The sequence below is a fragment of the Streptomyces calidiresistens genome, assembly GCF_014141525.1.
GTDB lineage: Bacteria > Actinomycetota > Actinomycetes > Streptomycetales > Streptomycetaceae > Streptomyces > Streptomyces calidiresistens.
This window is the reverse complement of sequence record NZ_VKHS01001311.1, coordinates 1-929: the sequence shown is the minus strand read 5'-3', so window position 1 is coordinate 929 and position 929 is coordinate 1. Positions and strand designations below refer to the sequence as shown.

1 protein-coding gene is annotated in these 929 nt (G+C 77.6%); it reads right to left on the bottom strand.

The window, feature by feature from the left end; translation table 11 throughout:
• Window positions 1-149: 149 nt before the first annotated feature.
• Complete coding sequence (locus tag FOE67_RS27045; protein WP_228474354.1) at window positions 150-767, bottom strand: DUF3000 domain-containing protein; 618 nt, start codon at window positions 765-767, stop codon at window positions 150-152.
• Between the last annotated feature and the right edge of the window lie 162 nt (window positions 768-929).

Genomic DNA, 929 nt, shown 5'->3' with positions numbered 1-929 from the left:
GGGCGGGGGTCCGGGCACCCTCCGCCGACCGGCGGGGGACCGACCGCGGCCCGGAACGCGCCGACACCGGCCCCACCCGTGGAGGGCGGAGCCGGTGTCGGCGTATTCCGGGGAGGGCGGACGAACGGTGGGGGGGACGGCCGGCCGGGTCAGCGCCCCGAGCGGGGCCCGCGCCGCCTGGGCAGGGCCGTCACACCCGCCGTGCCGGACTCCGGCGGGAGCCCCGCGCACTGCGCCAGCAACGCGCACCACGCCAACAGATGGTCCCCCGGCTCCCAGGGATCCCCGGGCGACCACGAGGCCCGCACCTCGATCTCCACCCGCGGCCTGCGATCCGCCAGCCCGCCGAAGAAGTACGAACCCGAGCGGGTCACCGTGCCGCTGGGCTCCTCGCTCCCGGGGGCCCGGGCCTCCAGGGCCTCCGTCAGCCAGGACCAGGCGACCTCCGGCAGCAGCGGGTCGGTGCCCAGCTCCGGCTCCAGCTCGGCCCGGGTCAGCGTCACCACCCGGAACGGACCGTTCCACCCCTCCTGTCCGGCGGGGTCGTGCAACAGCACGAAACGGCCGTCGGCCACCTCGTGATCCTCCTCCGGGTGCCCCGCTCCGGTCGGGAGCAGCACCGACGCGGCCACCGCGTGCGCGAACGGCGCGGGCCGCCGCGGCGGCGGCATCGGGGAGAGCAGCACCTCCCGGCGCGGTCGCGCCGCCTCCAACGCGGCCACCGCGCTGCGGAAGGCCGCGGGTCCCCCGGGGCCGGGGTCGTTCATAGGCTCGTGCCCCTCCGCAATCCGTGGTCGCGCGGCTGCCATGGCCGGTAACCCTATGCTTCCGGGCGCCGGGGAGCCGGTAGCCGCACCCGCGTGGCGCGCGGCCGATCCCGAACGTGGGAGACTGCGGGATGTGAGCGAGCGCAGCGAGAGCCCCACCCC

Excerpts from the sequence above, each read along its gene's own strand:
- FOE67_RS27045 (WP_228474354.1), bottom strand. The coding sequence starts at position 767 with ATGAACGACCCCGGCCCCGGGGGACCCGCGGCCTTCCGCAGCGCGGTG.